General features: G+C 68.5%; 18 protein-coding genes. 13 read left to right on the top strand and 5 right to left on the bottom strand.

Annotated elements, in window-relative coordinates:
* Positions 1 to 36: 36 nt before the first annotated feature.
* Positions 37 to 615, bottom strand: a complete 579-nt coding sequence (locus tag AC07FA_RS19080) for an FxLYD domain-containing protein (protein WP_479076836.1) — start codon at positions 613 to 615, stop codon at positions 37 to 39.
* A 189-nt stretch (positions 616 to 804) separates the two neighbouring features.
* Between AC07FA_RS19080 and AC07FA_RS19075 the strand changes: the two genes are divergently transcribed.
* Positions 805 to 1,431, top strand: a complete 627-nt coding sequence (locus tag AC07FA_RS19075; protein WP_479076834.1) for a histidine phosphatase family protein — start codon at positions 805 to 807, stop codon at positions 1,429 to 1,431.
* Between the two features lie 85 nt (positions 1,432 to 1,516).
* Here the strand turns inward: AC07FA_RS19075 and AC07FA_RS19070 are convergent, their stop codons facing one another.
* The 3 genes from AC07FA_RS19070 to AC07FA_RS19060 all read right to left on the bottom strand — a co-directional run bounded on the left by AC07FA_RS19070 (position 1,517) and on the right by AC07FA_RS19060 (position 6,930).
* Positions 1,517 to 2,167 carry a class F sortase gene (locus AC07FA_RS19070; protein ID WP_479076832.1) on the bottom strand — a complete coding sequence of 217 codons (651 nt, stop codon included), beginning with the start codon at positions 2,165 to 2,167 and terminating at the stop codon, positions 1,517 to 1,519.
* A 52-nt stretch (positions 2,168 to 2,219) separates the two neighbouring features.
* Positions 2,220 to 2,885: a hypothetical protein gene (locus tag AC07FA_RS19065; protein WP_479076831.1), complete on the bottom strand. Its 666-nt coding sequence runs from the start codon at positions 2,883 to 2,885 to the stop codon at positions 2,220 to 2,222.
* Positions 2,886 to 3,111: 226 nt separating this feature from the next.
* On the bottom strand, positions 3,112 to 6,930 hold the full coding sequence (locus tag AC07FA_RS19060) for a GH92 family glycosyl hydrolase (RefSeq protein WP_479076829.1): 3,819 nt from the start codon (positions 6,928 to 6,930) through the stop codon (positions 3,112 to 3,114).
* Between the two features lie 577 nt (positions 6,931 to 7,507).
* On the opposite strand from AC07FA_RS19060, the gene ngcE reads away from it, so the two are divergent.
* From ngcE to AC07FA_RS19015, 9 genes are all read left to right on the top strand, one after another.
* On the top strand, positions 7,508 to 8,959 hold the full coding sequence (gene ngcE / locus AC07FA_RS19055) for an N-acetylglucosamine/diacetylchitobiose ABC transporter substrate-binding protein (RefSeq protein WP_479076827.1): 1,452 nt from the start codon (positions 7,508 to 7,510) through the stop codon (positions 8,957 to 8,959).
* Positions 8,960 to 9,009: 50 nt separating this feature from the next.
* Positions 9,010 to 9,933 carry a carbohydrate ABC transporter permease gene (locus AC07FA_RS19050; RefSeq protein ID WP_479076826.1) on the top strand — a complete coding sequence of 308 codons (924 nt, stop codon included), beginning with the start codon at positions 9,010 to 9,012 and terminating at the stop codon, positions 9,931 to 9,933.
* A gap of 94 nt (positions 9,934 to 10,027) precedes the next feature.
* The gene (locus AC07FA_RS19045) at positions 10,028 to 10,945 is read left to right on the top strand and encodes a carbohydrate ABC transporter permease (protein WP_479076825.1); all 918 of its coding nucleotides are present in this window, start codon (positions 10,028 to 10,030) and stop codon (positions 10,943 to 10,945) included.
* Positions 10,946 to 11,187: 242 nt separating this feature from the next.
* Entirely contained in the window at positions 11,188 to 12,387 is a 1,200-nt protein-coding gene (locus AC07FA_RS19040; protein WP_479076824.1) for an ROK family transcriptional regulator, read from the top strand.
* Positions 12,388 to 12,507: 120 nt separating this feature from the next.
* Positions 12,508 to 13,620 carry a substrate-binding domain-containing protein gene (locus AC07FA_RS19035; RefSeq protein WP_479076822.1) on the top strand — a complete coding sequence of 371 codons (1,113 nt, stop codon included), beginning with the start codon at positions 12,508 to 12,510 and terminating at the stop codon, positions 13,618 to 13,620.
* 281 nt (positions 13,621 to 13,901) lie between these two features.
* Positions 13,902 to 14,690 (top strand): ATP-binding cassette domain-containing protein, encoded by a 789-nt coding sequence (locus tag AC07FA_RS19030; RefSeq protein WP_328906463.1) that lies wholly within the window; start codon positions 13,902 to 13,904, stop codon positions 14,688 to 14,690.
* On the top strand, positions 14,687 to 15,976 hold the full coding sequence (locus AC07FA_RS19025) for a sugar ABC transporter permease (RefSeq protein ID WP_479076821.1): 1,290 nt from the start codon (positions 14,687 to 14,689) through the stop codon (positions 15,974 to 15,976). The genes AC07FA_RS19030 and AC07FA_RS19025 overlap by 4 nt, the downstream gene beginning before the upstream one ends.
* Positions 15,977 to 16,202: 226 nt before the next feature.
* On the top strand, positions 16,203 to 18,131 hold the full coding sequence (dxs, locus tag AC07FA_RS19020) for a 1-deoxy-D-xylulose-5-phosphate synthase (RefSeq protein WP_479076819.1): 1,929 nt from the start codon (positions 16,203 to 16,205) through the stop codon (positions 18,129 to 18,131).
* 323 nt (positions 18,132 to 18,454) lie between these two features.
* On the top strand, positions 18,455 to 19,936 hold the full coding sequence (locus AC07FA_RS19015) for an amino acid permease (protein WP_479077236.1): 1,482 nt from the start codon (positions 18,455 to 18,457) through the stop codon (positions 19,934 to 19,936).
* Positions 19,937 to 20,109: 173 nt separating this feature from the next.
* On the opposite strand, the gene AC07FA_RS19010 is transcribed toward AC07FA_RS19015, so the two are convergent.
* The gene (locus AC07FA_RS19010; RefSeq protein WP_479076817.1) at positions 20,110 to 21,219 is read right to left on the bottom strand and encodes an LCP family protein; all 1,110 of its coding nucleotides are present in this window, start codon (positions 21,217 to 21,219) and stop codon (positions 20,110 to 20,112) included.
* Positions 21,220 to 21,400: 181 nt separating this feature from the next.
* On the opposite strand from AC07FA_RS19010, the gene galE reads away from it, so the two are divergent.
* From galE to AC07FA_RS18995, 3 genes are all read left to right on the top strand, one after another.
* A complete protein-coding gene (gene galE / locus AC07FA_RS19005) occupies positions 21,401 to 22,387 on the top strand; it encodes a UDP-glucose 4-epimerase GalE (RefSeq protein ID WP_479076815.1) in 987 nt (328 codons plus the stop codon).
* 110 nt (positions 22,388 to 22,497) lie between these two features.
* On the top strand, positions 22,498 to 23,604 hold the full coding sequence (locus tag AC07FA_RS19000) for a PLL family lectin (RefSeq protein ID WP_479076813.1): 1,107 nt from the start codon (positions 22,498 to 22,500) through the stop codon (positions 23,602 to 23,604).
* Between the two features lie 40 nt (positions 23,605 to 23,644).
* Positions 23,645 to 25,225, top strand: a complete 1,581-nt coding sequence (locus AC07FA_RS18995; protein WP_479076811.1) for a PLL family lectin — start codon at positions 23,645 to 23,647, stop codon at positions 25,223 to 25,225.
* The last annotated feature ends 52 nt before the right edge of the window (positions 25,226 to 25,277 follow it).

Below are 25,277 nucleotides of genomic sequence, written 5' to 3'. Positions count from 1 at the left end.
GCGGCCCTTCGGTCCGTTCAGCGCTTCCGCAACGGGTCAGCCGACCGACGGGGTCCGCCGCACCTCGGTGATCCGGCACTTCACATCGCTGGGGGCCTTGTCGAGCCCCTGCGCCTTCTTCTTCGCGGTCTGCCCCGGCGCGAGGCCGACCACCCCGACGATCCCGTCCGCGACCCGGGTGCCGTCCCGGTCCACGAACTCCACGGTCACGTAGTAATCCGCCGCGCCCCCGGAGCCGTTCACTATCTCCATCCGGGCGGCCGGCCACGAGGTCAGCGAGTCCACGGCGCATCCGGCGATCCGGACGTCTTCCTCCGCGTCCGTACCGGTGGGCGTGAGTGTGGGCGTGACCGAAGGCTCCTGGCTGGGTACCGCTTCGGCCGACGCACGCGTACGCGGTCCCGCAGACTCCGTAACGGTCTTGCCCACGAAGTAGAGGAACGTCCCCAGGAGGGCCAGAACGAGGACCGCGCCACCGACGGACAGCCCGACGATCAGCCCCGTGTTGCTCTTGCCCTTGCGAGGCGGCCACGGCCCGCCCTGCCCCGGCGCCGTGGCCCATGGCGGTTGCTGTTGCTGATGGGGCGGCGGTGGCGGCGGAAAGCTGTCGGACATGAGGTCCCCCCTCGGGAAAACGTGCAGGCAGGACCCTACGGTAGGCGACTACCGCGCCACGCCCCGACGTGGCGCCGGGCGGACGCGCCGCAGGGGTGGCCGGGCGAGGCTCATCCGCAAGTGCGATCGTGGGCCCGGGCGTTCGCACCCGCGACAGCCGCGCCACCGAGACAAGAGAGCGGAACCACCATGGGCGAGCTGATCCTGATCCGGCACGGAGAGACCGAGTGGTCCCGTTCCGGGCAGCACACGAGTTACACCGATCTGCCCCTGACGGAGCTGGGGGAGCGTCAGGCGAAGGCCCTCGTGCCCCTGCTCGCCGAGCGCCACATCGGCCTCACCCTGACCAGTCCGTACCTCCGTGCCCGCCGCACCGCCGAACTCGCCGAACTGCCCGAGCCCCGCGAGACACCGGACCTGCACGAGTGGGACTACGGGGCGTGCGAAGGAGTGACCACGGTCGACATCCGCCGCACGCGCCCCGACTGGAACCTGTGGACCGACGGCGTCGCCCCCGGCCCGGCCGAACACCCGGGGGAGACCCCGGAACAGGTGGGCGCGCGGGCCGACCGGGTGCTGGCGGAGGTGGGGGTGGCGGCGGCGCGGCTCGGGGACGCCGATATCGCCCTCGTGGCGCACTCCCACTTCCTGCGGGTGCTCACCGCCCGCTATCTGCGGCTGACACCCGCGAGCGGTGAACTGTTCCAGCTCGCCACGGGAGCGGTCTCCCGGCTCGGTACGGAGCACGGCAAGCCGGTCATCACGGCGCTCAACATGGCCCTGCCGGAAAGGCTGTTCCGGGCGGTGCGGGTCTGAACAGTCGGCGCCGGGATGCGGCTCCGGACGCACGGACGGCCGGTACCTTGCCCCCGAGGTACCGGCCTGGGCCCATGGGCGGATGTCATACCGCCTTCTTCAGTGAGGTGAGGTGGGCGAAGACCACCACGTTGGCCGAGTAGCCCCCGGTCTTCTGGTCGAAACGCCCGCCGCAGGTCAGCAGCCGGAGTTCGGGCCGCCCGGTCGCCCCGTACACCTTGTCGTCGGGGAACTTGTCCTTCGTGTACGTGTTCACGGCATCGACCGTGAACACCGCGGTCTTCCGGTCCGCGCGCACCACATTGACCTTGTCGCCCCGGCGCAGCGCGTTGAGGTTGAGGAAGATCGCGGGGCCGGTCCTGGTGTCCCGGTGGCCCACGATCAGGGCCGTTCCCGCCTCACCGGGGGACGCGCCCTTCTCGTACCAGCCCGTGAGTTTGGGCTTGCTCAACGGCGGGGCCCCGAGCCGGCCCTTCTTGTCGAGGCCGAGGCCGGTGACCGGGGCCTCGATGAAGATGGCGGGAATCGCGACCTTCAGCGGTCGGGAGGGCGCCAAAGGGGCGTGTGAGGCGGGTACATGCTCCTGTGGTTTGTGCGGCGCCCTCCGGAACGGCGCCGGCCCGCCGCCCGCGGCGTCGCTGCCGCGGGCGGCGGTGACCGACGGGGTGTCCTCGGAGGAGTCCGAGGACACCCAGGCGATGCCGGTCACCAGTGAGAACGTCACGCACAACGTCATGGTGAGACGGCATGCGCGACTCGGTCCTCGTCGTCGCCGTCGGCAGCGGGCGTTACGCCTCGCCACGGGCACGGCGACGTGCGGACCGGCCGGCCATGATCAGGCCCGCGACTCCGGCGGCCCCGGCGACGAGTGCGGCGGTGGTCCCGGCGTTCGAGTCGCTCTCGGAGCTGACGGTCTCCATGTCCGGGACACCGCCGCCGCCCGCGGGCACCGCGCCGGACGGCTTGTAGTGCTTGCTGCCGCCCTGGCCCTCACCCTCATTCCGGCTCTGGTCCTGTCCCTGGCCCTGGCCGCGCTCGGGGCACTCGACGTTGAAGCTCTTCTGCTTCGGGCCCGCCGGGACCACCCACACCAGCTTGTAGGTGCCCTCGGGGAGCAGGTACGCCTGGCTGCGCGCACTGCCGTTCACGAGCGGCAGGGTGGCCAGCAGGGTGTTGCCCGGCGGCACGGTCGGGGGCTGCTCGGTGATCGTCCAGGGGACCGAGGGGAACGACTCGAAGTTGTTCGCCACGAGCACGAACTTGCAGACCTCGACCCCGTCGCGGTCACCGCTGGAGTGCCAGCTGACCGAACGGATGTCGATGTCGCCGCTGTCGCCGGGCAGGGCGTAGGCGGCGGGTGCTCCGGCCAGGGTGGCGCCGGCTACGGCGACCGCGGCGGCCACCGTGGTGCCGGTGCGGACGCTGCGGGAGCGGACGGAAGCGGAAATGCGCATGAAGGGCTCCTTCAAGTCGAGATGATTGTCGTACTGATCACCTGATCGCCTAAGGGATGCCATGAATCATCGTAAAAGTCAGGTAAGACACTGAAAACGTGTCATAAGTGCCCTGATCGGCTGACACCGCAGGAGTGGAAAACGCTCCTGCGGCCCGGAACGGGCAGGTGCCCCTCCCGGCAGACCTCGCCGGAAAGGGCACCGCGTCGGTCGAGCGTCCAGCCCGCTACTTCTGGCTGATCAGCTCGATCTCCGCCAGCGTCGCCGTGCCGTCGGCCACCAGCCGGTACGCCGTGTACGAGCCCGGCCGGCCGACCGAGAACACCCGGGTCTGCCTGTTCCAGGCGAAGGTCTGTCCGGACCGCTTGTCGAGGTCCTTCCAGGTCGTGCCGTCCGACGAGCCCTGCAGGACCCAGCCGGCCGGGGCCTTGTCCGCCGCGGACGACGTCAGCGTGTACTGGAGCGCCTTCGTCGCCGAGGCCACCGGCAGCTCCACCGACTCGACCGCGGCCGACGTGGCCGAGGTGTTGTCGAAGAGTGCGCCGTCGCCCTTGAGCGCGTCGCCCCTCGGGGCCGGCACCTCGTCGTCCTTGGTGATCGAGACCGGCGCCGCGTTCTTGCCCGTACCCCAGGCGGAGGGCTTGGAGCCCATGTCGAACTCCAGCACGCCGCCCTTGGCCAGCAGGTCGTGCGGCAGGGAAGTGGACCTCCACTTCTTGCCGTTGACCTTCAGGCCCTGGACGTAGATGTTCTTCGCGCTGTTCTTCGGGGCCTTCACCACGAGGTCCCGGCCGTTCTCCAGGTGCACCGTGGTCCTGGTGAAGAGCGGCGAGCCGATTGCGTACTCGCCACTGCCCATCACCAGCGGGTAGAAGCCGAGCGAGGAGAAGAGGAACCACGCCGACTGCTCGCCGTTGTCCTCGTCGCCGTGATAGCCCTGACCGATCTCGCTGCCCGTGTAGAGGCGGCCGAGGACCTCGCGGACCTTCTCCTGCGTCTTCCAGGGCTGGGAGGCCGCGTCGTACATGTACGTGGCGTGGTGGGCGACCTGGTTGCTGTGGCCGTACATGCCCATCCGGACGTCACGGGCCTCCGTCATCTCGTGGATGACGCCCCCGTACGAGCCGACGAACTCCGGTCCCGCGGTCTCCGGTGTGTCGAAGTACGTGTCCAGCTTCTTGGCGAGGCCGTCACGCCCGCCGTAGAGGTTGGCGAGTCCGCGGCTGTCCTGCGGGGCGGTGAAGGCGTAGCCCCAGCCGTTGGTCTCGGTGTAGTCGTAACCCCAGACCCGCGGGTCGTACTGGTCCGACGGGACGCGCCAGTCGCCCTTGGCGTCCTTGCCCTGGAAGAAGCCGGCCTTGTCGTCGAAGAGCTTGACGTAGTTGCGGGCACGGTTCAGGAAGTAGTCGGACTCCTCCTTGTAGCGCGCCTTCTTCGTCTTCTTGTAGAGGGCCTTGCCCATCTGCGCGATGCCGTAGTCGTTGAGGTAGCCCTCCAGCGACCAGGAAAGACCCTCGTGCGTCGCCGTGTTGGCGTATCCGGTGAAGGGAGAGGTCTCCATGCCCTTGCGGCCGACTCCGGCGGACGGCGGGACGACGGTCGCGTTCTTGAGCGCCGCCTCGTACGCCGCTTCCGCGTCGAACTCCACGCCCTTGACGTACGCGTCGGCGAACGCCACGTCCGAACTGGTTCCGGTCATCAGGTCCGCGTAACCGGGCGACGACCAACGGGAGATCCAGCCGCCGTCCTTGTACTGCTGGACGAAGCCGTCCACCATCTCGCCGGCCTTCTTCGGGGTGAGGAAGGAATAGGCGGGCCACGTCGTCCGGTAGGTGTCCCAGAAGCCGTTGTTGACGTACACCTCCCCGTCGACGATCTTCGCGCCCGTCCGGGTCGGGGTGTCGGGGCCGGTCCGCGGCGAGAAGGGGCTGGCGTACTTGTTCTTGCCGTCGACCTTCTCGAAGCCCGAGTTCGGGTACAGGTACAGCCGGTAGAGGCTGGAGTAGAGCGTGGTCAGCTGGTCGGCGTTGGCCCCTTCGACGTCCACCTTGCCCAGGAGACGGTCCCAGGCGCTCCGCGCCCGGCTGCTGACCTCTTCGAAGGAGGCGGACTCCGGGAGCTCCATGGCGAGGTTCTGCTTCGCCTGGTCCACACTGATGAGCGAGGTCGCCAGGCGCAGGTTGACCGTACGGTCCTTGCCCGCGTCGAAGCGGAAGTAGCCGGTGACGTCGGCGCCGCCACCACCGCTCAGCTTGCCGCTGCCGGTGACCGGCGCGTCGAAGACGCCGTAGACGAAGAGGCGGGTCGCTCCGGTCGAGCCACCGCTCTTCACGTCGGAGTAGCCGGTGAAGGAGGCGGACTTCGCGTCCAGGGTCAATCCGCCGGCGTTGGAGACGTTGTCGAAGACCATGCTCGCGTCGTCACCGGGGTAGGTGAACCGCATCCGCGCCGCGTGGTCGGTGGGCGTCATCTCGGCCTTGAGACCACTGTCAAATGTCACACCGTAGTAGTGCGGTTTAGCCGTCTCGTTCTCGTGGTGGAACGGCAGCGCGCGCGCCGAGCGCGAGGCGTCCGGAGTGCCCTCGGCAGCCGACGGCATCATCTGGAAGGTCTGGCGGTCCCCCATCCAGGGGCTGGGCTCGTGACTGGCGCTGAACGCCTGCACCTCGGGCAGGTTGTCCTCGTTGTTGCCCCGGGAGTAGTCGTACAACCAGCTCGTCGAGCCGGCGTTGGTCACCGGCGTCCAGAAGTTGAAGCCATGGGGGACGGCGGTGGCCGGGATGTTGTTGCCGCGCGAGAACCCGCCACTGGAGTTGGTGCCGCGGGTGGTCAGCGCGTAGTCCGCCAGGTGGGCCCTGCGCTTCTCCGGGGCCTTCGGGGCGATCTTGATGTCGTCGATCCAGCCCTGGAACTTCGACGGGCCCTTGGGGGAGTCGTACGCCACCAGGACGCGGTCGACGGTCTTGCCCGCCGCGACGGTACCGATGCGCGAGGCGACCTTGTTCCACTGGTTCACATACAGCCGCTTGGCGTCGGCCTGGCCCTGCGGGGTGAGCAGGCCGCCGTGACTGTCGGTCGCCTTGAGGCCGCTGAGGTACGTGCCGTCGGTGAAGGCGAGGTCGACCGCGATGTGCGTCGCGGGGTAGTCGAGATCCGTCTCGCCCATCTGCGGGTAGACGAGGTAGGAGAGCTCGGTGTCCTTCGTGACGGCGGTGTCGACGTCGAAGACCTTGTTGTACGAGTAGGCGCGGCCGTCCGGCTTGTGCGTACCGGCGTAGCGCAGGGCCTTCTTCCCGCTGAACCCGGCGCCCGACTTCGCGGTGGGGGAGCCGGACGGGCCGCGGTCGGCCTGGCTGCGCATCTCGTCCGGGGCGGGCGTGGAGGTGTCCCCGTCGGAGAACTGGACGTCGGCGAGCTGGAGCGCGTCCGAGGCGCCGTTGTTCTTCGTGATCTCCAGACGGAAGTGGCGGTAGGCCGTGTCCGCGGTGAAATCGTACGACTTCGTCTGGAACCGCTCGGAGAAGGTCTGCCCGGTCCTGGTGTCCAGGTCCTTCCACGTGGTCCCGTCGGCAGAACCCTTCAGCGTCCAGTCGCGCGGGTCGCGCTCGTCGTGGTCGTTGGCCGAAGTCAGTGCGTATGTCACGACCTTGACCGGTTCGGCAAGGTCGAATTCGACCCATCCGGACGGTGCGAAGGTGAGCCACTTCGTGCTGGACTCGACATCGACGAGGTTCTCCTTGACCTCTCCGCTGCCGGTGTTCTCGCCACTGGCGCGCAGGTCCGTCACCCTGTCGGTGACATTGCCCGGTATTCCGGCGGAGAATCCGCCATCGACACCTGACGACCTTTTCTTGCCGTCAGGACCCTCTTCCACGGTGTTGCGCCAGTCCGGCTGCTTTTCGTCCGCTTCGAAGGAGGTGCTGAACTCCCGGCCTTCACCAACCGGTTGCTCCGGAGCGGCGGAGGGCCGGGCGACGGCGGTGGAAGGAGCGGTCGCCACAAGGAGCGAAGCGGCCGCCACCAGGGCGGTGACATGGGCTCCCATATGGACTCTTGTCGCGACTGCATGGACTCTCTTGGTCCCGGTCATCCGGATCATCCCGAGCGATTCCTCCCCTGGAAAAGGCGTTCGACAACGTTGTCAAACGCGATTCGCAGGGTCCAGTAGGGAGGTAAGGGGACAGTGGTGTCAAGGGTGTTGCCGGGGAAACGGTGCTGAAATCGGCCGTCGAGGGGAAATCGATACCTTGCGCCGCGAAGCGGACGGAGCCCGGCGTGCCCCGAATGGGGAGAGCGCGGGTAGCGGTGAGGTCTCAACTCGGGAAAGACTGCCGCTCAAACCTGCACTCGATCTTGCTCAGTTGGCGACAAGTGGACTATACCTGTCGGCATCTGCACGGTCGCTTCACGCGGCGGTGCACTCGGGGGCACGGGGGACGGTTGCGGGAGATGCCTGGGGGCGTTCGAAGCGGTACGGTTCCCGGCACCCCCACCGCACGCAAGACACGGAAATCTGCACAAACCAAGCGCAACTGACCGCGGTGGCGGGACCCTTCGCCTGAGGCGATATCGATGGGTGACCGATACACCGCCTGAGTCCTGGAGAAGGCGAGGACTTGAGCATGGGATCCACCTCTGCGCAGAGCGACAACGGCGGTCTCGGCCGCCGCGATCTGATCAAGCGCTCCGCGGCGCTCGGCCTGATTGCCGTTCCGACCATGAGCTTCCTCTCCGCCTGCGCGAGTGGCGACAGCGGCAGCGACGACAAGGTCGAAAAGGGCACCAAGAGCAAGAAGAACCCGCTCGGCGTCAATGAGACCGCGGCCCTCGAAGTCGTCATCTTCGACGGTGGCTTCGGCCAGCAGTACGCGATCGACGCGGAGAAGAAGTACAACGCGGCCTTCCCGAAGGCACCGAAGGTCAAGCACGTCGGGACCCAGAAGATCCAGTCCCAGCTCCAGCCGCGCTTCAACGGCGGCACCCCGCCGGACCTCATCGACAACTCCGGCGCCGAGCAGATGGACATGGGTGTCCTCGTCGGCAAGAAGCAGCTGCTCGACCTGACGCCGCTCATGGACGCGCCGTCCTACGACGATCCGGCCAAGAAGGTCCGCGACACGCTGCGCCCCGGTGTCCTGGAGATGGGCCAGTTCGACGGCGACCCGGTCTGGATCATGTACTACGCGTACACGGTCTACGGCGTCTGGTACTCGCAGACCGCGCTCGAGAACCTCGACGCGGAGTACCCGGAGACCTGGGACGACATGCTCGCCCTGTGCGCGAAGGCGAAGAAGAAGGGCATCGCCGGCTGGACGTACCCGGGCAAGTTCCCGTACTACCTGCCGTTCTCGCTCTACCCCTTCATCGCCAAGATCGGCGGCCGTGAGGTTCTCGACAAGATCGACAACCTGGAGCCGAACGCCTGGAAGGACCCCGCCGTCAAGGCGGCGTTCGAGGCGTACTACGAGCTCTACGCGAAGGGCTACATCCTTAAGGGCACCCCGGGCCTGACCCACATCCAGTCGCAGACCCAGTGGACCAAGGGCAAGGCGCTCTTCATCCCGAACGGTTCGTGGGTGGAGAACGAGGCCGCACCCACCACGCCCCCGGACTTCAAGATGATGGTCGGCGCGCCCTCCAGCCTGGACTCGTCGGACAAGATGCCCTTCGGCACCATCTGGGCCTCCGGCGGTGAGCCCTTCGTCGTTCCGTCGAAGGCGAAGAACCCCGAGGGCGCCATGGAGCAGCTGCGCATCATGCTCAGCGAGGATTCCTCCAAGAACTTCACCAAGCAGGTCAAGTCGCTCAGCGCCTTCAACGGCGGCACCGACGGCCTGACGCTGTCGACCGCCATGCAGTCGGGTGTCGACGTGCTGGAGAAGGCGGGCGACAACGTCGTCAACCCCCGTCTGCAGGACTGGTACGCGAAGCTCCAGAAGGAGCAGATCGGCATCGCCGGCATCGGCGAGATGATGGCGGGCCGCGCCACCCCGGCCGAGACCATCAAGAAGATCCAGGCCTTCGCGGACGCGGCGGCCAAGGACCAGTCCATCAAGCACTACAAGCACCAGTGAGTAACCGTCACCAGCGGCGGCACCCGCGGACAGATCGGGGTCGGTAAACGATGCAGCACGGCAAGTACCGGTTCATCGTGGGGTTCCTGGCAGCCCCACTGGCGTTGTACGCGGTCTTCGTCATCTGGCCGTTCGTCCAGTCCATCTACTACTCGTTCACGGACTGGACCGGCCTGAGCCCGGACTTCAAGATGGTCGGCCTCGACAACTACAGCCGGATGCTCCAGGACGACATCTTCTGGAAGTCACTGCAGCACAGTGTGCTGCTCGTGCTGCTGCTGCCGCTGGTGACGTTGGGCCTCGCGCTCTTCTTCGCCTTCATGCTCAATGTCGGCGGTCGACGGCGCAAGGGTGCCGCGATCGCCGGCGTGCGGGGATCCTCCTTCTACAAGATCGCCTACTTCTTCCCGCAGGTCCTGTCGATCGTGATCGTCGCCCTGCTCTTCCAGTTCGCGTTCAACCCCGCCGACGGGATGCTGAACACGACACTGAAGGCGGTCGGTGCCGGAAGTCTCCAGCCGGACTGGCTGGGCGATCCGGATCTCGCGCTCTACTGCGTCATGGTGGTGCTGATCTGGTCGACGGTCGGATTCTTCGTCGTCCTCTTCTCCGCCGGCATGGCGTCCATTCCGAAGGACTTCTACGAGGCGGCGCTGCTGGACGGCGCGAGCCGCGTCACGACGTTCTTCAAGATCACGCTGCCACTGCTCTGGGACACCGTGCAGTCCGGCTGGGTCTACATGGGCATCCTGGCGCTCGGTGTGGAGGCCTTCACCGCCGTACAGGTCATGACCGTGGGTCCGGGTGGTCCCGACTACTCCACGACGGTCCTGCCGCTGTACGTGTACCAGACGGCCTTCCGTGACGCCCAGGCCGGATACGCGACCACGATCGGTGTCGGACTGCTCATCGTCACCATGGCCTTCGCGGCCATCGTGATGCGACTGGGCCGGCGCGAGCGGCTGGAGTTCTGATGCCACTCATTTCGGGGTACGACGCCCGGGTTCCCGGCATGCGAGACAGCTCGGCCCCGGTGGCCGGCGCGACAGCAGTACGAGGTGAGCACACGTGAAGGTGACCGAGACTCCTCCTGCCGTTCCGGCGCAGCGCTCGCCCGTGGCGAAGACGGGTGCGCCCGGCGGCGGTCCGGCGAAGAGCAGCGAGGGCAAGGTCCTCAATGTCTTCTCGCACGGTGTGCTGATCATCTGGGCGGTCCTGGTCGTCATGCCGCTGCTCTGGGCGGTGATGGCGTCCTTCAAGACCGACGACTCGATCCTGTCGACGCCGTGGAAGCTGCCCGACAAGCTGCACTTCGAGAACTGGTCGCGGGCCTGGACCCAGGCCCATATGAGCGACTACTTCTTCAACACCATCCTGGTGGTGGGCGGTTCGCTGATCGGTACCCTGCTGCTCGGTTCGATGGCGGCGTACGTGCTGTCGCGGTTCGAGTTCCCCGGGAACCGCTTCATCTACTACCTGTTCATCGGCGGGATGAGCTTCCCGATCATCCTGGCGCTGGTCCCGCTGTTCTTCGTCATGAACAACATGGGCCTGCTGAACTCGGTGCACGGACTGATCCTGGTCTACATCGCGTACTCGCTGCCGTTCACCGTCTTCTTCCTCACCTCGTTCTTCCGGACGCTGCCGACCTCGGTCGCGGAGGCGGCCATGCTCGACGGCGCCTCGCACACCCGGACGTTCTTCCAGGTGATGCTGCCGATGGCGAAGCCCGGCCTGATCAGCGTGGGCATCTTCAACTTCCTGGGTCAGTGGAACCAGTACATGCTGCCGACGGTGCTCAACACCGAACCGGACGGCAAGGTGCTCTCCCAGGGGCTGGTCGAGCTGGCCACGAGCCAGGGCTACAAGGGCGACTGGTCCGGTCTCTTCGCCGGTCTGGTGATGGCGATGCTGCCGGTCCTCGCGGCCTACATCATCTTCCAGCGCCAGGTCGTCGCCGGCCTGACCGCAGGAGCGATCAAGTAGCACCTGGCACCACAACCGAACAGGTCCACACACGGACGAACCGCCCCTCGGCCACCGGTCGAGGGGCGGTTCGTCTGCTGTCTGCGGCTTTTGTGCGTATTCAGGGGTGTGAGCGGGCCCCGGTATGTGGAGGCAGCATGCTCATCCGAGGCTCCGACTGCTCAAGGTCTTGACGGGGAGTGCCCCAAAACGCTCAGCTTAGGGTTCACATGTTAGAGAAAACGGCAGGAGTGAGAGAGTCGATGGAGACTCCGGGGTCGCAGACATCTCTGCATCGGGCCAACCTTGAGCGCGTCGTACGGGCCGTACGGATGGCGGGATCGCTCACCCAGGCGGAGATCGCCAGGGGCACCGGCCTCTCCGCGGCCACCGTCTCCAATATCGTTCGCGAGCTGAAGGACAGCGGCACGGTCGAGGTCACACCCACCTCGGCGGGTGGCCGCAGGGCCCGCAGCGTCTCGCTCAGCGGCGACGCGGGCATCGTGGTCGGCGTGGACTTCGGCCATACGCACCTCAGGGTGGCCGTCGGCAACCTGGCCCACCAGGTGCTGGCCGAGGAGTCCGAACCGCTGGACGTGGACGCCTCGTCCGCGCAGGGCTTCGGCCGGGCGGAACAGCTGGTGAACCGGCTGATCGAGGCCACCGGGATCGCTCCGGACAAGGTGATCGGGGTCGGGCTCGGCGTGCCGGGCCCGATCGACGTCGAGTCCGGCACGCTGGGCTCCACCTCGATCCTGCCGGGGTGGACGGGCATCAATCCCAGCGAGGAACTGGCCGGGCGCCTCGGCGTTCCGGTGTACGTCGACAACGACGCCAACCTCGGGGCGCTGGGCGAGCTGGTCTGGGGGAGCGGGCGCGGGGTCAGGGACCTCGCGTACATCAAGGTCGCGAGCGGGGTGGGCGCCGGTCTGGTGATCGACGGCTCCATCTACCGGGGCCCCGGCGGCACGGCCGGCGAGATCGGGCACATCACGCTCGACGAGTCGGGCCCTGTGTGCCGCTGCGGCAACCGGGGCTGCCTGGAGACCTTCGCGGCCGCGCGGTACGTCCTGCCCCTGCTCCAGCCCAGCCACGGGCCCGATCTGACCATGGAGCGCGTGGTCCAGCTGGCCCGTGAGGGCGATCCGGGCTGCCGCCGGGTGATCGGGGACGTCGGACGGCACATCGGCAGCGGAGTCGCCAACCTGTGCAACCTGCTGAACCCGAGCCGGGTGGTGCTCGGCGGCTCCCTCGCCGAGGCGGGGGAGCTGGTGCTCGGGCCGATCCGCGACTCGGTCTCCCGGTACGCCATTCCGAGCGCCGCGCGGCAGCTCTCGGTGCTGCCAGGGGCTCTCGGCGGCCGGGCGGAAGTGCTGGGCGCGCTGGCCCTCGTACTCAACGAGATGGGCGATTCGACCCTTTTGGAGAGCACCCTCTCCACGGCGACGCCTGCCTTCACTTAGATAACGAATGGCACCGTTGTCATCTCGTTAAGGATTTACTCCTTGACGCTGACGTCGCGGCCGAGTTGACTTCCAGCCACCTCGGCCGCAACGTCGCGGCCTCGTCAGGGAGGTTCGAGAATGAACACGCGTATGCGTCGTGCCGCCGTTGCCGTTGCCGCCACCGCCATGGCTGTCTCGCTCGCCGCTTGCGGCAGCGCCAAGGAGTCCGGCGACAAGGCCGAAGAGAGCTCGGCGAAGAAGGGCGACGACCTCAAGATAGGTCTGCTCCTTCCCGAGAATCAGACGGCCCGGTACGAGAAGTTCGACAAGCCGCTCATCGAGGAGAAGGTCAGCGAGCTCACCAACGGCAAGGCGAAGGTCATCTACGCCAACGCCAAGCAGGACGCCACCCTGCAGTCGCAGCAGGTCGAGACCATGATCACCAACAAGGTCGACGCGCTGATCATCGACGCGGTGGACTCCAAGGCGATCGCCAACGGCGTGAAGAAGGCCAAGGACGCGGGCATCCCCGTCGTCGCCTTCGACCGCCTCGCCGAGGGCCCGATCGACGCCTACACCTCCTTCGACAACGAAGAGGTCGGCCACGTCCAGGGCAAGGCCCTGCTGGAGGCCCTCGGCGACAAGGCCGACGGCGGCACGATCGTGATGATGAACGGCGCGATCACCGACCCGAACGCCGCCCTCTTCAAGAAGGGCGCCAAGGCCGAGCTCGACGGCAAGGTCAAGTACGGCAAGGAGTACGACACCAAGGAGTGGAAGCCGGAGAACGCCAACGCCAACATGGAGGCGGCGATCACGGCCCTCGGCAAGGACAAGATCGTCGGCGTCTACTCCGCCAACGACGGCATGGCGGGCGGCATCATCACCGCCCTCAAGGCCGCCGGTCTCTCCAAGCTCCCGCCGGTCACCGGCCAGGACGCCGAACTCGCCGGTGTGCAGCGCATCGTCGCCGGTGAGCAGTTCATGAGCGTCTACAAGCCGTACGCCCCCGAGGGCGCGGCCGCCGCCGAGATGGCCGTCGCGCTGGCCAAGGGCGAGAAGCTCGACTCGATCGCCACGTCCACGGTGGACAGCCCCACCCAGAAGGCCGTTCCCACCGTGCTGGTCCCGGTCGTCTCGCTGACCCAGGCCAACATCCAGGACACCGTCCTGAAGGACGGCATCTACACGGTCGACGAGATCTGCACGGCCAAGTACAAGGCCGCCTGCGACAAGCTCGGCCTGAAGTAACCCGTCGGGGGGCCGGCCGCTTCCGGCCGGCCCCCACGGCCGCCCGACCACCGCCACCGCGCGGTGCGAAGGCCGCCCACCGGCCGCAAGTCCGCTGACACACAAGCGGCTTGGGCCAACGAAGCCTGTCCGGTGCCCCGCCCACCAACTGTCCCGCTGCCGGGCGGGGCGCCGGATGGAACTCTTCACCGCAGCCTCCGCTGCGCCCCCTTGTTCTCTTCTGCTCGACCACCGCGCCTTCCCCCAGGCGCGGCATCCCCGCCGGTCAGGCGGCGAAGGAGATGGTTCACGTGTCCGCTACGCCCGTGTTGGCGTTGCGAGGGGTCTCCAAGCGATTCGGTGCCGTCCAGGCGCTCACCGATGTACAGCTTGAGGTCCACGCCGGCGAGGTGGTCGCCCTGGTCGGCGACAACGGCGCCGGTAAATCAACGCTGGTCAAGACGATTGCCGGTGTGCACCCCATCGATGACGGAGTCATCGAGTGGGAAGGTGACGCCGTCCAGATCAACAAGCCGCACGACGCCCAGAACCTGGGCATCGCGACCGTCTATCAGGACCTCGCGCTGTGCGACAACATCGACGTCGTCGGCAACCTCTACCTCGGCCGGGAACTCCGTAAGTTCGGAGTCCTCAACGAGGTCGAGATGGAGCGCCGCTCCCGCGAGCTCCTCAGCACGCTGTCGATCCGCATCCCCAGCGTCCGCATCCCGATCGCCTCGCTCTCCGGCGGTCAGCGCCAGACCGTGGCCATCGCCCGGTCGATGCTCGGCGAGCCCAAGCTCGTCATCCTCGACGAGCCCACGGCGGCCCTCGGCGTCGAGCAGACCGCCCAGGTCCTCGACCTCGTCGAGCGGCTGCGCGAGCGCGGCCACGCGGTCATCCTCATCAGCCACAACATGGCCGATGTGAAGGCCGTCGCCGACAAGGTGGCGGTGCTCAGGCTGGGCCGTAACAACGGGGTCTTCGACGTGAAGACCACCTCGCAGGAAGAGATCATCTCCGCCATCACCGGCGCCACGGAAAACGCCGTGACCCGTCGTGCGGCGCGCAACGCGGAGGTTCAGAAGTGAACACCGACAAGACGGCCGCCCCCGCCGGCGCCCCCGTGGTGAACCCGGACGCCGCCAAGGGCGCGGCCACCGCGGTCGACCCCCGGCTGCTCGTGCGCGAGCAGGGCCTCGGCGGATACCTCACCGAGTTCAAGCGCAAGATGAGCGCGGGTGACCTCGGCTCGATCCCCGTGATCATCGGCCTGGTCATCATCTGCGTGGTCTTCCAGAGCCTGAACTCGGAGTTCCTCTCCGCGAAGAACCTCAGCGACATCGCCGTCGCGATGGTCGCCACCGGCATGATGGCCGTCGGCATCATCTTCGTGCTGCTGCTCGGTGAGATCGACCTGTCGGTCGGCTCGGTCAGCGGCGTCTCCGGCGCACTCGTGGCCGTGCTGAGCGTCACCCAGGGCATGAACGAGTGGCTGGCCGTCTTCATCGCGATCGCCAGCGGCGCGGTCATCGGTGCGATCCACGGCTTCTTCTTCGCCAGGATCGGCGCCCCCGCCTTCGCCGTCACCCTCGCCGGCCTGCTGTTCTGGCTGGGCTTCATGCTCCAGCTCCTCGGCGACACCGGCACGATCAACCTGGACGGCGACGGCGTCGTCGGTCACCTCACCACGTACTACTTCGCCGACGTCGCGGCCGCCTACGGCCTCGCCGCGGTCTCCGTCGTGGGCTACTTCCTCTCCGCCTTCCTGGACAGCCGCCGCCGCGAGGCCGCGGGCATCCCGGCCAGGCCGCTCACCGACATCGTCGTGCGTACCGTCGTGCTCGCGGTCTTCGCCTTCGCCGCCGCGATCATGTTCAACCAGTACCGGGGCCTGCCCCTGGCCCTGGTCCTCTTCCTCGTGGTCCTGGTGGCGACGGACTTCGTCCTGCGCCGCACGGCGTACGGCCGGAAGATCTTCGCGCTCGGCGGCAGCGTCGAGGCCTCCCGCCGCGCGGGCATCAACGTTACGGCGATCCGGGTCTCGGTCTTCGCCATCGCGGGTACGTTCGCGGCGATCGGCGGCCTGTTCTGGGCCTCCAAGATCGCGGCCGTCAACCAGGGCTCCGGCACCGGCGACCTCCTGATGAACGTCATCGCGGCGGCCGTCATCGGTGGTACCAGCCTCTTCGGCGGACGCGGCCGGACCTGGAACGCGCTCCTCGGCGTCATGGTCATCGTCTCGATCCAGTACGGCCTGTCGCTGGAAGGCATCGCCACCCCGATCAACTACATGATCACCGGCGGCGTCCTCCTCATCACGGTCGTCATCGACTCCGTCACACGCAAGACCCAGAAGTCGGCCGGTCGAGCCTGACCGCCCCACCACGCCCAGGCCCGGCATCCTCCGAGGTGCCGGGCTTGTGCGTGCCCGCGTTCCCGTGTCACACATGGCACTGCAATGTCATACGTCATCCGATCGCGTGACACAGAATGCACCGCGAATGCACCGCGAATACGCCGCCCGCTGACGGCGCACGCGGGCGGAACATTAGACTCGTCGGATCGGCACGCTCGACCAGCTCAAACGCAAGGAGGCACGGGTGGATCTGCTGACCCGCATCGGGGGACCGCGCGACCTGGACCGGCTCAGCCTTGAGCAGCTGGAGCAGCTCGCCGGGGAGATCCGTACGTTCCTCGTCGACGCGGTGTCCAAGACCGGTGGACACCTCGGCCCCAACCTGGGTGTGGTCGAGCTGACCATCGCCCTGCACCGGGTGTTCGAGTCGCCACGGGACAAGGTCCTCTTCGACACCGGCCACCAGAGCTATGTGCACAAGCTGCTCACCGGCCGCCAGGACTTCTCGAAGCTCAAGAGCAAGGGCGGCCTCTCGGGCTACCCCTCCCGGGCCGAGTCCGAGCACGACGTCATCGAGAACTCGCACGCCTCGACCGTGCTCGGCTGGGCCGACGGCCTGGCCAAGGCCAACGAGGTACTGAAGAAGGACGACCACGTCGTCGCGGTGATCGGAGACGGTGCGCTCACCGGCGGGATGGCCTGGGAGGCGCTGAACAACATCGCCGCCGCCAAGGACCGCCCCCTCGTCATCGTCGTCAACGACAACGAGCGCTCGTACGCCCCGACCATCGGCGGCCTCGCGAACCACCTCGCCACCCTCCGCACGACGGACGGGTACGAGCGGTTCCTGGCCCGCGGCAAGGACCTCCTGGAGCGCACTCCCGTCGTCGGGAAGCCGCTGTACGAGACCCTGCACGGCGCCAAGAAGGGCCTCAAGGACTTCATCGCGCCCCAGGGCATGTTCGAGGACCTCGGCCTGAAGTACGTGGGCCCGATCGACGGCCACGACATCGAGGCCCTGGAGTCCGCTCTCCAGCGGGCCAAGCGCTTCGGCGGGCCCGTCATCGTCCACTGCCTCACGGAGAAGGGTCGCGGATACACCCCGGCCCTGGAGGACGAGGCCGACCGCTTCCACGCGGTCGGCAAGATCCACCCGGACACCGGCCTGCCGATCTCCACCTCCGGTCTCGACTGGACCTCCGTCTTCGGCGAGGAGATGGTCAAGCTCGGCAAGGAGCGCAAGGACATCGTCGCGATCACCGCGGCCATGCTCCAGCCGGTCGGCCTCGGCAAGTTCGAGGAGGCGTTCCCGGACCGGATCTACGACGTCGGCATCGCCGAGCAGCACGGCGCGGTCTCCGCGGCGGGCCTCGCCACCGGCGGACTGCACCCGGTCTTCGCCGTCTACGCGACCTTCCTCAACCGCGCCTTCGACCAGGTCCTGATGGATGTCGCCCTGCACAAGTGCGGGGTCACCTTCGTCCTGGACCGCGCCGGGGTCACCGGCACGGACGGCGCCTCGCACAACGGCATGTGGGACATGTCGATCCTCCAGTGCGTGCCGACCCTGCGGATCGCCGCCCCGCGCGACGCCGACCAGGTCCGCGCCCAGCTGCGCGAGGCCGTGGAGGTCGACGACGCCCCGACCGTGGTCCGCTTCTCCAAGGGCGCGGTCGGCCCGGCGGTCAAGGCCGTCGGCACGGTGGGCGGGATGGACGTCCTGCGCGAGGCCGGCACCAAGCGGCCCGACGTGCTGCTGGTGTCCGTCGGAGCGCTCGCCCCGATGTGCCTGGAGATCGCCGCTCTGCTGGAGGCCCAGGGCATCTCCACCACGGTGGTCGACCCCCGCTGGGTCAAGCCCGTCGACGAGGCCATGGCCCCGCTCGCCGAGCAGCACCGGGTCGTCGTCACCGTCGAGGACAACAGCCGCGCCGGCGGGGTCGGCTCCGCCGTCGCCCAGGCGTTGCGCGATGCCGGGGTCGACGTACCGCTGCGGGACTTCGGAATCCCGCCGGTCTTCCTCGACCACGCCTCGCGCAAGGAGGTCATGGCCGAGATCGGGCTGACCGCTCCGGACATCGCCCGTCAGGTCACCGGTCTGGTGGCCAGGCTCGACGGCCGGTACGAGAGCCGGGACGCCGAGCCGCGTCCGGTGGAGCCCGCCCGCGACTGATCGCACCACCGCGTCACCCGTCCACGCCCCCCGGTCCCCACGGACCGGGGGGCGCGGTCGTGTCGCGCGCTCCTCGGTCCCCACTGGCCCCACGGACCGGTGCGCGGTCGGTGTCCCGTGCTCCCGCCGTCCGGGGCCGCCCGCGGCTCCCGTCTACTCCGTACGGCCCAGTGGCCTTCGCTCTCCCGGGCCCCATCGGGTGAATCGCCCCGCACGACCGCCCGCATGCCGCGCGCCCTCTCGATCATGGCCGTGATTCGGGTAACGCGAGGGCCCCGGCGACGGACGAGAAGAACGATCACGGAGGCAGACCGGTGAGCACAATGTTCCGGACGAAAACGGTCGAACAGTCGATCAGGGACACCGAGGAACCGGAGCACAAGCTCAGGAAATCCCTCTCGGCACTGGACCTGACGGTCTTCGGTGTCGGTGTCATCATCGGCACCGGCATCTTCGTCCTCACGGGCAAGGTGGCCAAGGAGACGGCGGGCCCGGCCACCGCGCTCGCCTTCGTCGCCGCGGGCATCGTCTGCGCGCTGGCCGCGCTCTGTTACGCGGAGTTCGCCTCCACGGTCCCGGTGGCCGGGTCCGCGTACACCTTCTCCTACGCCTCACTCGGCGAACTGGTCGCCTGGACCATCGGCTGGGACCTGATCCTGGAGTTCGCGCTGGGCACGGCCGTGGTGGCGGTCGGCTGGTCGGGCTACGTCCGCTCGCTGATGGACAACATCGGCTGGACGATGCCCGAGGCGCTCTCCGGACCCGACGTCGCCGACGGCTTCGGCTTCGACATCCTGGCCTTCGCGCTCGTACTGGTGCTCACGGTCATCCTGGTGCTCGGCATGAAGCTCTCCGCACGCGTCACCACGGTCGTGGTCGCCATCAAGGTGACCGTGGTCCTGATCGTGATCATCGCGGGCGCCTTCTTCATCGACGCCGACAACTACACGCCGTTCATCCCCGACGCCGTGAAGCAGCCCGCGGGGGCGGGCCTGGACGCGCCGCTGGTCCAGCTGATGTTCGGTTACGAGCCCACGAACTTCGGCGTCATGGGCATCTTCACCGCCGCGTCGGTCGTCTTCTTCGCCTTCATCGGCTTCGACGTGGTCGCCACGGCCGCCGAGGAGACGAAGGTCCCGCAGCGGGACATGCCGCGCGGCATCCTCGGCTCGCTCCTGATCTGCACCGTGCTCTACGTGGCCGTGTCCATCGTCGTCACCGGCATGCAGAACTACAGCGAACTGTCGGTGAGCGCCCCGCTCGCCGACGCGTTCAAGTCCGTCGGACACCCCTTCTACGCGGGTGTCATCAGCTTCGGCGCCGCCGTCGGCCTCACCACGGTCTGCATGATCCTGCTGCTCGGACAGACCCGGGTGTTCTTCGCGATGAGCCGGGACGGGCTGCTCCCGCGGTTCTTCTCCGTGACCCACCCGCGCTTCGGTACTCCGTACCGGCCGACCATCCTGCTCGGCGTGATCATCGCGATCATCGCGGGCTTCACCAGCATCAACGAACTGGCGACGCTGGTGAACATCGGCACGCTCTTCGCGTTCGTGGTCGTCGCCCTGGGTGTGCTGGTCCTGCGCCGCAGCCGCCCCGACCTGCACCGCGCCTTCCGTACCCCGTGGGTCCCGCTGGTCCCGATCCTCTCGGTGGCCGCGTCGGTCTGGCTGATGCTGAACCTGCCGGCCGAGACCTGGGTGCGGTTCGGGGTCTGGATGGCGATCGGTATCGCCATCTACTTCCTGTACGGGCAGAAGCACAGCCGGGTGAACGAGAAGGGGGAGCGCAAGCCGGTCGCTTGAGCGGTGGCAGTCGCGGTGGCGCTCACGGTGGCCGTGGCCGTGGCGGTGCGGGGCCTACCGTGCGCGGCCCCACGCACCCGATTTCCGTGCGCACCCGCCCCGCTGCCGCAGCCCCCGGGCCGTCGTGACCACGACGCGGAGGGCGGCCCGGATACCGGGCCGCCCACGGGCCGTCAGCCGCCGGTGGCGGGAGACTTCTTCGCGGACTCCGGAATGGTGGCGTCCTCGCGGATCGCCTTCCAGAGCGTGCCGGCCTGCGGCTCGGAGGCCACGACCCGGTTGCGGTCCTGCTTGTCGTACGCGACCGGCAGCATGATCGTTTCCATCGAGGACGGGTCGACGCCGTTCATCGAGCGCGCGAAGTCCGTGAGCGACTTCAGGGAGGCGAGTCCCTCGTCGGTCGTCAGCGACTTGGTCGCGGAGCTGGCGATCTTGTACGTCGTCGTCGGGCTGCCCAGCAGGTCCTGCGACTTGATTTCGCTCAGCAGCGCCATCATGAACTGCTGCTGGAGGCCGATGCGCCCGAGGTCGCTGCCGTCACCGATGCCGTGCCGCGTACGGACGTAGGCGAGCGACTCGGTTCCGTCGAGCTTGTGCGGGCCGGCGGTGAGGCTGAGCCCGGACGCCGGGTCGTCGATGTCCTGCGGGACGTCGACCGTGACGCCGCCTATGGCGTCGACCAGGTCCTTGAACCCGGCGAAGTTGATCTCCAGGTAGTGGTCGATCCGGACGCCGGACATCTTCTCGACGGTCTTGACCACACAGGCCGGACCGGCGAGCGAGTAGACGGAGTTGAACATCACGCGGTTCGCGGAGGACATCGTCGAACCGTCGGACTTGGTGCACTCGGGCCGGGTCACCAGGGTGTCACGCGGGATGGACACGGCGACGGCCCTCGTACGGCCCTCGGGGATGTGCACCACCATCGCGGTGTCGGAGCGGGCGCCGCTGACGTTTCCGCCGCCGCCCAGCTCCTTGTTCTCGGCCCCGGCCCGCGAGTCCGAACCGAGGACCAGCAGGTTCTGCCCCGTCGTCGGCAGCTTCTCGGGACGGTCCTCACCGAGGGCCTTGTTGATGTCGACGCCCTTGATGTTGCCGTCGAGGCTGCTGTACATCCAGTAGAGGGTGCCGCCACCGGCGAGCAGGAGAACGAGGACGATCCCGAGCGTGATCTTGAGGCCGCGGCGGGGCTTGCGTGGGGAGCCCTCGTTCCGCTTGCGCCCCCTTCCGCGCGGAGCGGCATGGCTGCTGGGCGTGCCCGGTGTCATGGCGTCGTGGCTCATCCTGCTCGAGTCCTCATATCTCATTGCCCGGGATGGGCGGCGGAGTGCGTGGGACTCGGGTGGGGGGTGTGACCGGTCCGTGAATGCATGACTGACCGAGCACTATAGAACAGCCAATCGTGAGAGTGTACGTTCTGATACCTGGGATTGAGCCCTGTCGACTTCGAACTACTATTCGTTCATGACTTGGTTGATCACGGGTGGGGCGGGATTCATCGGAGCGCATGTGCTCCGGGCGATGCGGGAGGCCGGCGAGCCGGTAGCGGTGTACGACGACCTCTCGACCGGAGACCGCTCGCGCGTACCCGCGGACGTCCCGTTCGTGCACGGCTCCACGCTCGACGGCGCCCACCTGCGACGCACCATGCGGGAACTGAAGGTGCGCGGCGTGGTGCACCTGGCGGCGAAGAAGCAGGTCGCCGAGTCGGTCGAGCGCCCGCTGTACTACTACCGCGAGAACGTGGAGGGTCTCCAGACCCTGCTGGACGCCGCCGTGGACAGCGGAGTGCGCGCGTTCCTGTTCTCCTCCTCGGCGGCTGTGTACGGCATGCCTGACGTCAAGCTTGTGACCGAGGACACTGCCTGCGCCCCGATAAACCCTTACGGCGAGACCAAGTTGGCCGGTGAGTGGATGGTGCGTGCGGTGGGCAAGGCCCACGGCATGGCCACCGCCTCCATGCGCTACTTCAATGTCGCGGGGGCGGCCACGCCGCAGCTCGCCGACACCGGTGTGTTCAACCTCGTACCCATGGTCTTCGAGAAGCTGACCGAGGGCGCGGCACCGGTCGTGTTCGGTGACGACTACGACACCGCGGACGGCACCTGCGTGCGCGACTTCATCCACGTCGACGACATCGCCTCGGCACATCTCGCCGCAGCACGTGCGCTGGCCGACCGCGAGCCGGGGACGGATCTGACGGTCAACATCGGCCGGGGCCAGGGCGTCTCGGTACGGGAGATGATCGACCTCATCGGCGAGGTGACGGGATACGGGCCCGCGGCGGCTCCCGCATCCGCTCCGCGCAGGGCCGGCGACCCGGCCCGGGTCGTGGCGTCCGCGGACCGGATTCATGACGAGCTCGGCTGGTCCGCCCGGCACGACGCGCGCGAGATGGTGGCCTCGGCGTGGGACGGATGGTGCCTGCGGCACCCGGGTGCGCGCCGCTGAGGGTGCGGTGATTCCTCCCCGCACCCACGTTTCCGCCGCTGTTTATGATGTCTCGTTGCTGAGCCCTCACCCGATGAGGGCCTGATGCCTTGGGAGGGTGACGACACGCCATGAGAGGTGCCTCCCTGCACGAAGCCGAGCGGGCGGGCGGACCCGTGTCCGCCGAAGCGCGACACCCCGTCCGGGCCCTCGGGGGTCCCTGGCTGCTGACCGGTCACGACGGCCGGCTGACCGTGTTCGTGCACATCGAGGGTGCGGTCCTGCGCTGGACGGAGGAAGCTCCCGGTTCCCGGCATTGGACGGGCCCCGACGCCCTCCCGGCCAAGGGCATCACCCACCTCGCCGTCGCCCAGGGCCCCGACCGCTACGTCCACCTGCTGGGGCGCAGGGTCAGGCCACGAGCCGATGACTGGTCCACGGTGGACATCATGTACGCCACCCAGTACCAGACCGGCCGTCCGGTGACGGAGTGGCGTTCGCTGGGCAATCCGTTCAAGGAGATCGCCAAGGCGGTGGAGGTCGGGGCCCCGGCCGCGGCCGTGGCCGCGGGCGGTGCCCTCTACGTCTGTGTCCCGACGGGGCTGGGCGCGCTCGCTCTGCGCCGTGAGGACAAGAACGGCAAGTGGGAGGCGTGGCAGAGCCTGCCGGCGGCAGGTGTCACCGACCAGCCCGCACCCGCGGCGACGTCCTCCGGGCTGGTGGAGATGCTGGTTCCCGCGCGTACGGGCGCGCTCCACCTGCGCCAGGAGAAGCCGGGCGGAGCCCTGGTGCCTGGTTACGAGGTGGGTGCGGTCCCTCTGCCGGGCTCGGTGAGTTCGCTGGCGACGGCCCCCGGCCGCCTGACGTACTACCTGACCGATGTGCGGGGCGGAGGGGTTGTCGCCTTCCGGGCCGGGCGCTGGCCCGTTCCTCTGGGGGGCGACCCGGGGGACGGGCGGGTCAGCGCCGTGCGCACCATGCTCGACGGACTCGACTGCACGGTGATCGCCTTCAGGAGTGCGGGCGGGGCGCTCGCCCTGGGTGCCTGTACGACCGAAGGGGAGCAGGACGGTGTCTGGTGGACGGACACCGGCATGGCCTGTGCCGGCGATCCTTCGCTTGCCCTCGACGGGCGCGGGCGGATGGCCGTCGCGGTCATGCGCAAGGACGGCCGTCCGGCCGTCGCGCGGCAGGAGGACGGCCAGGGCCTGACCCTCGGCGACTGGTGCCGGATATGAGGACGCCGACGCCGGGTGACACCTGGAAGGACGGGAAGACATGGCTCGCAGGACCGATGGCGGCCCGGTGAGGAAGGCGCAGGCCGACGGGGCTGCGCGGGACGCCTTCCCCAAGGTGGCGGTGATCGCTGCGAGCCCACGCGACGCGGTGCCCCTCGTGGCGGCCGAGGAGGCCGGGACCGAGATCGGCGTCGTGTGTGCCGACGAGGGCGGCAAGGAGGAGCGGGCCGCGCTGGAGCAGGTACTCGCCGAGGCCGTCCGGCGTGGATGCCGGGTCATGGGCACTCCGGTGTTCGTCGGCGGGGGTGCCGGCGACAGCCGCGAAGAGCTGTTGCGTGAGCTGCGGGAACTGCGCCCGCGGTGGGTGCGGCTGCCGGACCCCGATCCGGTGCATGTGGGATATGACGAGGACCAGCGCGTACCGGTGCTCGACGAGCCCCCCCGGCGCGCGGCCGCGGCGCTGGACGCGCTGGCGGCGGCGCGCGCGTATCAGCTGGAGTCAGGAGCTCCGGTCTTCGTCGACTGTCGTCGGGCAGGGGCGGACGACATGCTCGGTGCCGCTGCGACGTCGCGCTATCCCCGTACGGCGAACTGGCTGACCGAGGGGTTCGACGGCAGGCTGTCGGCGTTCCTCCCGTCAGCCGCCGGCGTCGTGCGCTGGGTCCAGTCCGAGCCGGGCGGCGCGGACTGGCAGGGGCCGGAGCTTCTGCCCGGTCCACGGCTGATGCCCGGTCTCTCCGTCGTCCGGGATCTCCACGGGTTCGTCCACCTCCTCGCTCTGCGCCGGACCGCGCGCAAGGACGGCGGCGATGATGTGGAGATCGTCCATGCCGTGCAGTACCGCACCGGACAGCCCCTGACGCCGTGGAACTCGCTGGGCTCTCCCAACCCGGGAGACCGGTACAAGAGCAGGGAGGGCGGATTCCCCGCGGCCGGTTTCGACTACGCGGGCAACTTCTTCGTGTTCGCCCGGAACTTCGGGCACAGCGTGAGTTACCGCCAGCAGTCTCCCGACGGGGCATGGGCGCCCTGGCGGCACCTGGGAGGTCTCCGGGTCGCGGACGATCTCGTGGCTGTCACCACGGCGCGGGGCGAGATCGAAATCCTGGCCAGGACGCGCGACTCCGCCGCCGTGGTGCGCTGGTACCGGTCCGGGACCGACGGCGCTTGGGCGGAGGACCGGAGTGTGCCGTTCTCGCCCCGGCCCGGCTCCATGACGGCGGGCCCGGAACCGGGCACCGTTCTCTTCCGGGACCTGCTGACGAACGAGCCCGGTATGTGGTGGCCCGGTGCCGCGGGCCCGGTGCCGCTCGGTGGCGCCGACGGCGACGGGCCGATGGGCGGGGCTCCTCGGGTCGAGGTGGACGGCTGGACCTACGGGCTTCTCGTCCGTTCGGGGCCGGGCGGGGCGAGTGTGGTCGGGGCGTACGCCGAAGGGCGCCCGGACGCGGGTGTCTGGTGGAACGAGGCAGGTACGAGATCGCGCCTCACGCCCGCTGCTGTCCGGTCCCGTACCGGGATGGTCACATTGGGAACGCTCACGGCCGCGGGGCAGCTGGCGATTGCCCACCGAGAGTCACGAGCAGGCGGCTTCGAGTTCGACTCCTGGCACACAGTGTGACAATTCCCGGTCAAAGCTGATCATCTGGGGCTCGGAATGATGACGACACTGG

The organism is Streptomyces sp. NPDC045968 (assembly GCF_056430475.1).
This window is presented reverse-complemented; position numbering and strand designations above follow the sequence as displayed.

Bases quoted from the DNA above. Each gene is read 5' to 3' on its own strand.
- AC07FA_RS19080 (WP_479076836.1), bottom strand. From the start codon at position 615: ATGTCCGACAGCTTTCCGCCGCCACCGCCGCCCCATCAGCAACAGCAA.
- AC07FA_RS19075 (WP_479076834.1), top strand. From the start codon at position 805: ATGGGCGAGCTGATCCTGATCCGGCACGGAGAGACCGAGTGGTCCCGT.
- AC07FA_RS19070 (WP_479076832.1), bottom strand. From the start codon at position 2,167: ATGACGTTGTGCGTGACGTTCTCACTGGTGACCGGCATCGCCTGGGTG.
- AC07FA_RS19065 (WP_479076831.1), bottom strand. From the start codon at position 2,885: ATGCGCATTTCCGCTTCCGTCCGCTCCCGCAGCGTCCGCACCGGCACC.
- AC07FA_RS19060 (WP_479076829.1), bottom strand. From the start codon at position 6,930: ATGGGAGCCCATGTCACCGCCCTGGTGGCGGCCGCTTCGCTCCTTGTG.
- ngcE (WP_479076827.1), top strand. From the start codon at position 7,508: ATGGGATCCACCTCTGCGCAGAGCGACAACGGCGGTCTCGGCCGCCGC.
- AC07FA_RS19050 (WP_479076826.1), top strand. From the start codon at position 9,010: ATGCAGCACGGCAAGTACCGGTTCATCGTGGGGTTCCTGGCAGCCCCA.
- AC07FA_RS19040 (WP_479076824.1), top strand. From the start codon at position 11,188: ATGGAGACTCCGGGGTCGCAGACATCTCTGCATCGGGCCAACCTTGAG.
- AC07FA_RS19035 (WP_479076822.1), top strand. From the start codon at position 12,508: ATGAACACGCGTATGCGTCGTGCCGCCGTTGCCGTTGCCGCCACCGCC.
- AC07FA_RS19030 (WP_328906463.1), top strand. From the start codon at position 13,902: ATGGTTCACGTGTCCGCTACGCCCGTGTTGGCGTTGCGAGGGGTCTCC.
- AC07FA_RS19015 (WP_479077236.1), top strand. From the start codon at position 18,455: ATGTTCCGGACGAAAACGGTCGAACAGTCGATCAGGGACACCGAGGAA.
- AC07FA_RS19010 (WP_479076817.1), bottom strand. From the start codon at position 21,219: ATGAGCCACGACGCCATGACACCGGGCACGCCCAGCAGCCATGCCGCT.
- galE (WP_479076815.1), top strand. From the start codon at position 21,401: ATGACTTGGTTGATCACGGGTGGGGCGGGATTCATCGGAGCGCATGTG.
- AC07FA_RS19000 (WP_479076813.1), top strand. From the start codon at position 22,498: ATGAGAGGTGCCTCCCTGCACGAAGCCGAGCGGGCGGGCGGACCCGTG.
- AC07FA_RS18995 (WP_479076811.1), top strand. From the start codon at position 23,645: ATGGCTCGCAGGACCGATGGCGGCCCGGTGAGGAAGGCGCAGGCCGAC.